The sequence below is a fragment of the Ectothiorhodospira lacustris genome, assembly GCF_022227785.1.
In the GTDB taxonomy this organism is placed as follows: Bacteria; Pseudomonadota; Gammaproteobacteria; order Ectothiorhodospirales; family Ectothiorhodospiraceae; genus Ectothiorhodospira; species Ectothiorhodospira lacustris.
In genome coordinates this window covers 21724-28199 of sequence record NZ_JAJNQM010000043.1, presented here as the reverse complement: position 1 = coordinate 28199, position 6476 = coordinate 21724, and the positions used below count along the sequence as shown (strand labels likewise).

At 62.4% G+C, this 6476-nt stretch carries 7 protein-coding genes; 6 read left to right on the top strand and 1 reads right to left on the bottom strand.

All coding sequences use genetic code 11. The features are described 5' to 3' along the window. The first annotated feature begins 113 nt into the window (after positions 1–113). Both LQ952_RS09745 and LQ952_RS09740 read left to right on the top strand, forming a co-directional pair. On the top strand, positions 114–965 hold the full coding sequence (locus LQ952_RS09745) for a universal stress protein (RefSeq protein ID WP_238622468.1): 852 nt from the start codon (positions 114–116) through the stop codon (positions 963–965). 78 nt (positions 966–1043) lie between these two features. Beyond that, positions 1044–1397, top strand: coding sequence for a TraR/DksA family transcriptional regulator (locus LQ952_RS09740; RefSeq protein WP_238622467.1), 354 nt, complete (start codon positions 1044–1046; stop codon positions 1395–1397). A gap of 5 nt (positions 1398–1402) precedes the next feature. Here the strand turns inward: LQ952_RS09740 and LQ952_RS09735 are convergent, their stop codons facing one another. Beyond that, positions 1403–2578: an MFS transporter gene (locus LQ952_RS09735; RefSeq protein WP_238622466.1), complete on the bottom strand. Its 1176-nt coding sequence runs from the start codon at positions 2576–2578 to the stop codon at positions 1403–1405. 354 nt (positions 2579–2932) lie between these two features. Here LQ952_RS09735 and LQ952_RS09730 point away from each other — a divergent pair, with 354 nt between their 5' ends. The 4 genes from LQ952_RS09730 to modC all read left to right on the top strand — a co-directional run bounded on the left by LQ952_RS09730 (position 2933) and on the right by modC (position 6360). Next, on the top strand, positions 2933–3730 hold the full coding sequence (locus tag LQ952_RS09730; RefSeq protein WP_238622465.1) for a TOBE domain-containing protein: 798 nt from the start codon (positions 2933–2935) through the stop codon (positions 3728–3730). Between the two features lie 24 nt (positions 3731–3754). Continuing rightward, positions 3755–4516, top strand: a complete 762-nt coding sequence (gene modA / locus LQ952_RS09725) for a molybdate ABC transporter substrate-binding protein (protein ID WP_238622464.1) — start codon at positions 3755–3757, stop codon at positions 4514–4516. A gap of 81 nt (positions 4517–4597) precedes the next feature. Continuing rightward, entirely contained in the window at positions 4598–5296 is a 699-nt protein-coding gene (gene modB / locus LQ952_RS09720) for a molybdate ABC transporter permease subunit (protein WP_238622463.1), read from the top strand. Further along, positions 5293–6360 carry a molybdenum ABC transporter ATP-binding protein gene (gene modC / locus LQ952_RS09715; protein WP_238622462.1) on the top strand — a complete coding sequence of 356 codons (1068 nt, stop codon included), beginning with the start codon at positions 5293–5295 and terminating at the stop codon, positions 6358–6360. Before modB ends, modC begins: the two co-directional genes overlap by 4 nt. Positions 6361–6476: the final 116 nt, after the last annotated feature.

Sequence of the window (6476 nt, the reverse complement as noted above, 5' to 3'; positions counted from 1 at the left end):
GACCATGGGTCAAAGTTTACGCCACATGGTGCGCTTCGCGCACCCGCAATTCCTCCCGCGATTGAAATCGCGGGTTTCCTTGCGGAGATTCTATGAAGAAGGAAGCCGTTTTGATGAACAAGGTGATTGCCTGTATCGATGGTTCCCGCTCCTCCCTGTCGGTGTGTGACCACGCCGCCTGGGCCGCACGGCGCCTGGACAGCCCCCTGACCCTGCTGCATGTGGTCCACAACCCCCATGCGGAGTCGCAAAAGGATCTGAGCGGCAACCTGAGCTTGGGTGGGCGGGAAGCCCTGCTGCAGCAGATGGTGGAAACGGAGGAAAAGCGCGGCAAGCTGATCCGTGAACAGGGCCGCGCCATCCTGACGGACGCCCTGGAACGGGTGAAACAGGCCGGCATTGCCGACCCCGGCAGCCTACTGCGCAATGACCGGGTCACCGAGGCCCTTGATGAACTACAGGAAGAGGCCCGCCTGCTGGTGGTGGGCAAGCAAGGCCAGGACGGTGACAAGGTGGCCCGCCATATCGGCTCCCACCTGGAAAGCATCATCCGCACCGTGAAGCGGGCGGTACTGGTCTGTCCGTTGGAGTTCACGGAGCCACAGCGATTCATGATCGCCTACGATGGCAGCAGCACCGCGCACACGGTGGTGGAACGGGTGGCCCAGAGCCCCATGCTCAAGGGCCTGGAAGCGCATCTGCTCATGGTGGGTGAAGACAGCGGTGACAACCGGGCCAAGCTCGACAACGCCCACCGCACCCTGGAAAACCACGGATTTACGGTCAAGGCCGTGCTCCAGCCCGGCGAGGTCTGCGAGCAAGTCTGCGCCTACCGTCAGGCCCACGACATCCACCTGCTGGCCATGGGTGCCTACGGACACTCCCGCCTGCGTCAGTTCTTCGTCGGCAGCACCACCACCAAGATGATCATGAACTCACCCATCGCCCTGCTGATCCTGCGCTGAGGGTGGGTGTGCGGCCGGCAACAGGGATGTTGCCGGCCGCATGCATCACGCCGGCCCCGGCATAAAGGACTAAAACGCATGGCAGAACCACCGGATATCACACATTATCGCACCCGACTGCTGGCTGCACGGGATGATATCCTCGGCCTGGAGGATGCCCGCAAGGCCTCCACCGCCACCGTGGTGCTGGACCAATCCAGTGTGGGCAGGCTGTCCCGCATGGATGCCCTGCAACAACAGGCCATGGCGCAAAACACCCGACAAAGGGCCCGGCAATCCCTGCTGCGCATCGAGGCCGCCCTGCGCCGCTGCGATGACGGCAGCTACGGGGATTGCCTGGACTGCGGCGAGCCCATCAACCCCCGGCGCCTGGATCTGGACCCGGCGGCCACCCTGTGCATCACCTGCGCGGAAAACCGGGATTCGGGGTAAATTTTTCAACCCATCTTCAAACCCCGCATCGCCCACAGGCCCAGCACGGGTCCCGGCAGCAGCCACAGGATGACCCAGGCACCCTGCAGTTCCCACAACAGGCTGGTCAGCCAGATGGCGGGCAGCGTCAGGGCAAAGCCGATGGCGTTCATCACCGCCAGCGATGACCCCACCAGCTCCCGCGGGGCATTGGCTGCCGCCAGGGCGGAAAACTGGGGCGAATCGGCAATCACCGCCACACCCCACAGGGCCAGCAGGATCAGCAGTAAACCGGCCGGTGCCCAGGTCAGGAAGGGATAGGCCAGACACAGGGCACCGGACATCGCCAGGGCGCGACGGGCCACCCACTCACTCCCCCGGTAACGACTGATCACACCGCCCCCCACACACCCCGCAAATCCCAGGGCAATGACGGCGAACGCCAGCCAGGGTATCCAGGCATCCGCGGCATCCAGACGGCCGATCTCCCGCCCCACCAGCAACGGCACCAGCATCCAGAAGGCATAAAGCTCCCAGCAATGACCAAAATACCCCCCGGCCACGGCACGAAAACGCGGGATCTTCAATCCTGAAAGTCCCTGGCGTAGCGGGATTTTCCCACCGGCCTTGGGCAGATGGGGACCATCGCCCAACAGCAGGACCAGCACGCCCCCCAGCAGCGCCAGCACCGAGGCCCCCAGCAAAGGCCATTGCCAGGGCATGCCCAGCGTCATCCCCTGCATCAGGTGCGGCAACGCCGTGCCCAGGGTCAGCATGCCCACCAGCCAGGACAGCGCCGCCCCCGCGTGCCGGGGCACCCAGGAGATGATCAGTTTCATCCCCAGGGGATAAATCCCGGCCAGGCAAAGACCGGTCAGAAACCGCAGCAGCAGATCAAAGGGCGGCTGAGCGGCCACCAGCAGGAAGGCACCATTGACCAACGCACCGCACAGACAGGCCACGGCGAAGATGACACTGGCGTGAAAGCGATCCGCCAGCCCGGTGGCAGCCATGGTCAACGTGCCGACAATGAATCCGAGCTGTACGGCCAGGGTCAGATAACCCAGGTCCGCATCCGACAGACCCAGGTTCGGGGCCATCGACCACCAGACGCCATTGATGCTGAACCACAGGGATGTGCCGCAAAGCTGGGCCAGCACGATGACGGTCAGGGGATGACGGCGCAGGAAGGCGAGGATCATCGGTCTGCTATTGGCTCCATACCATGCCCCAGAACATTGGCGAAACGCCATATAGTGCCAAGGAATAAGAATAAATCAATACACGTCAAAGACCGCATTATTCCAGACACACCTCCCGCCGAATTGATCACCCGGAAAATGTAGGTTTTCCGACACGGACTGGATCATCCCCCTGTTACTGTCGCAAATCCCTCCTTACAGCCCAGGGGCTGAAATAATAAATTCATTCAAAAATAAATAGTTAAGAAAAATACCGGATTGGCCCGCAAAGTGCTTTGCCATACTGGAGCCTGGATTTATCTTGTCATGCGCTATATACAGAAATACATAACGAACCCCGGTCAGGAACCTCTCATGCAACCTGAAATCGACGGCCAGTTCTGGTTCAAGCTTCACGGCCAGACCTTCCTTGGCGGCGCCCGCATCCAGTTGCTGGAGCAGATCGCCGCCACCGGCTCCATCTCCGCCGCGGCCCGGGCCATTGGCATGAGCTACAAGGCGGCCTGGGACGCCATCGACGCCATGAACAACCTGGCGGACAAACCCCTGCTGCTGCGGCAGGCGGGGGGAAAGCACGGCGGCGGCACCCGACTGACCGCCCACGGCGAACAGGTGATTGCGCAGTACCGGGCCGCCGAACAGGCGTACCAGCAATTTTTGCAGCAAATGGCCCGGTCCACGGGCGAACTGGGCGATGTCTGGACACTGATGAGGAAACTATCCATGCGCACAACGGCAAGAAACCACTACCAGGGCAAGATCTCCCGCGTCACGCAGGGCGCGGTCAGCGACGAGATCACCGTGGATATCGGCCATGGGCTGGAGATCCACGCCGTGGTCACCCATGAGGCCGGCCTGGAACTGGGGCTGCAGGTGGGCCGGGAAGTCCATGCACTGATCAAGTCTTCCTTCGTGATTCTGAGCGAAGTGGCCGACACGCTGCGCTTTTCCGCCCGTAACCGCCTCCAGGGCGTTGTCAGCCACATCGAGGCCGGCCCCGTGAATGCAGAGGTCAAGCTGGACCTGGGCCATGGCCGCAGCCTCACCGCCGTCGTCACCCGGGAGGCCCTGGACGAGGGCTGGCTCACCCAGGGGGCTCGGGCCTGCGCCCTGATCAAGGCACCCCACGTCATCCTGGCCATCAATGACTGAACCCACCCTGTTGGAGGCTCAAACATGAAACCAAGACACGTCATCCTGTTTCTATTCTTGCTGTTCACCGGCATCACGACCGCTTCCGCCGCTGAACTTCGGGCCGCCGTAGCCGCCAACTTCCTGGGCACCCTTCAGACCCTCACCGCCGCCTACGAGGCCGAAACCGGCCATAAGATCAATCTCAGCGCCGGGGCATCGGGTGCCTTGTATGCCCAGATCGTCAACGGCGCCCCCTTTGATCTTTTCTTCTCCGCCGATACCCTGCGCGCCAAAACACTGGTCGCAGATGAACTGGCCCTGGAAGATTCCCGGTTCACCTACGCCGTGGGCGTACCCGTGCTGTGGTCCAGCCGGGAAGGTTACCTCAACGATCCGGAAACACTGCTGCGCTCCAGAAGCTACCGTTTCCTCAGTATCGCCGATCCGCGAAACGCCCCTTACGGCGTGGCCGCTCAGCAGATCCTCACGGGCATGGGCATCTGGGAAAGCCTGGACAGGGCGGGCCGTCTGGTGCGCGCCCAGTCCATCGGACAGGCCTACTCGCAGATTGCCTCCGGCGCGGCGGAACTGGGGTTTGTGGCCCTGGCCCAGGTCAAGGCTAACGATGGCACCATTCCGGGATCCCACTGGATTCCACCAGCGGAGTGGTTCGATCCCATCGAACAGCAGGCGGTGATTCTCAAGCGGGCCATCGACATGGACGTGGCCCGGGACTTCATGGCCTGGATCCGCAGCCCGGAAGCCGTGCGGGTCATTGAGGCCGCAGGCTACAGCATACCCTGACCCATCGCCGGTCCGATACCCGGCGGCATTGTCCCGGGTATCGGGCTGGGTTTTGACTGCCCATTGGACATTCCCAGGCCCATGATGCCCATTTCACTCTCCCCCCAAGACACTATGGCCCTCTGGGTCACGTTCAAGCTGGCGGTCATCAGCACCACCATATTACTGGTACTGTGCGCACCGGCGGCCTGGTGGCTTGCACATACCCGGTGGCGGGGCAAGGTGGTTGTGGAGGCCCTGGTCACCCTGCCACTGGTCCTGCCTCCCACCGTGCTCGGGTTTTATCTTCTGCTCCTGCTGGGACCCCGGGGCTGGGTGGGCGGCACGCTGGAATCCATGGGGTTCAACCACCTGGCCTTCAGTTTCACCGGGCTGGTGATCGGCTCCATGATCTATTCCCTGCCCTTTGTCATGCAGCCGCTGACCAACGCGTTTCAGGCAACCGGGACGCGGGTGCTGGAGGTAGCCGCTACCTTGCGGGCATCGCCGCTGGATCGATTCTTCACCATCGTGGCGCCATTGGCCCGACGGGGATTTCTCACCGCCGCCGTACTGTCCTTCGCCCATACCCTGGGTGAATTCGGCGTCATCATCATGATCGGCGGCAATATCCCCGGCCAGACCCAGGTCGCCTCCATCGCCATTTACGATCACGTGGAAGCCATGGATTATCAGTCGGCCCATGCCCTGGCCCTGATACTGGTGGTGCTGTCCTTCTCACTGCTACTGGCAGTCTATGGATTGAACAAGAAATTCAAGGTGGTGGGGGTGGGGTCATGAGCATTCAGGCAAAATTTCATCTGGAACGGGGTGACTTTACCCTGGATGTGGATCTTCAGATCCCCGGGAAAGGCGTCACCGCGCTGTTCGGGCGCTCCGGCTCCGGCAAGACCACCATCCTTCGTTGCCTGGCCGGCCTGGAGCGCATTGAAGATGCCCGCCTGCAATTCAACGGCGATCTCTGGCAGGATGCGACATTCTTTCTCCCGGTGCATCAACGGCCCCTGGGCTATGTGTTCCAGGAGGCCAGCCTGTTCCCTCACCTCACCGCAAAAAACAACCTGCTGTACGGATTCAAACGCATCTCCGCCAGGGAACGCCGCGTACAATTGGATGACGTGGTGAGTCTGCTGGGCCTGGAGACATTATTAACCCGCTATCCGGACGCCCTTTCCGGTGGCCAGCGCCAGCGGGTGGCCATCGGCCGCGCCCTGCTCACCAGCCCGCAACTGTTGCTGATGGACGAGCCCATGGCCTCCCTGGACGTGACCAGCAAGGGGGAGATTCTGCCTTATCTGGAGCGGCTACGGGATGAACTGTCCATCCCGGTGGTCTATGTCAGCCACGCCATCGAGGAAGTGGCCCGTCTGGCGGACCACATGGTACTGCTGGAGGCGGGACGCACCCTGGCCCAGGGGCCGTTGCAGACCCTGCTGACCCGTACCGACCTGCCCCTGGCCCACAGCGAACAGGCCTCGGCGGTCATCGAAGGCACCGTGGCCGTCCACCATGAACCCGATCACCTGACGGAGGTGACCTTTGCCGGGGGCAGCCTGCTGATCTCCCGTCAGCAGCGGGCCATCGGCGCCCCTCTGCGGGCACGCATCCTGGCCAGGGATGTGTCCGTGGCCCTGGCCCGCCCCGATGCCAGCAGCGTCCTCAACTCGCTTCAGGTGCGGATCGCGGAGATCAGTGACGACCCCCACCCCGGACATATGATCCTGAGTCTGGATGTCGGTGGCCAGACCCTGCTGGCCCGTATCAGCCTGCGCTCCTGCCGACAACTGGCACTGGAAAAGGGGCAGACCCTATGGGCCATGGTCAAGGGTGTGGCGGTGACTTAGGCGAATTCCCCCAGGTATCTTTCTTGTACCGCTGTCGGTTATGCCACGGATCGTTATGTTTCATTGTATACAACGCTACAGTGCCCTCCCTCAATCCCCCTTCATCCACAGCCCTG

Excerpts from the sequence above, each read along its gene's own strand:
- LQ952_RS09745 (WP_238622468.1), top strand. The coding sequence starts at position 114 with ATGAACAAGGTGATTGCCTGTATCGATGGTTCCCGCTCCTCCCTGTCG.
- LQ952_RS09740 (WP_238622467.1), top strand. The coding sequence starts at position 1,044 with ATGGCAGAACCACCGGATATCACACATTATCGCACCCGACTGCTGGCT.
- LQ952_RS09735 (WP_238622466.1), bottom strand. The coding sequence starts at position 2,578 with ATGATCCTCGCCTTCCTGCGCCGTCATCCCCTGACCGTCATCGTGCTG.
- LQ952_RS09730 (WP_238622465.1), top strand. The coding sequence starts at position 2,933 with ATGCAACCTGAAATCGACGGCCAGTTCTGGTTCAAGCTTCACGGCCAG.
- modA (WP_238622464.1), top strand. The coding sequence starts at position 3,755 with ATGAAACCAAGACACGTCATCCTGTTTCTATTCTTGCTGTTCACCGGC.
- modB (WP_238622463.1), top strand. The coding sequence starts at position 4,598 with ATGATGCCCATTTCACTCTCCCCCCAAGACACTATGGCCCTCTGGGTC.
- modC (WP_238622462.1), top strand. The coding sequence starts at position 5,293 with ATGAGCATTCAGGCAAAATTTCATCTGGAACGGGGTGACTTTACCCTG.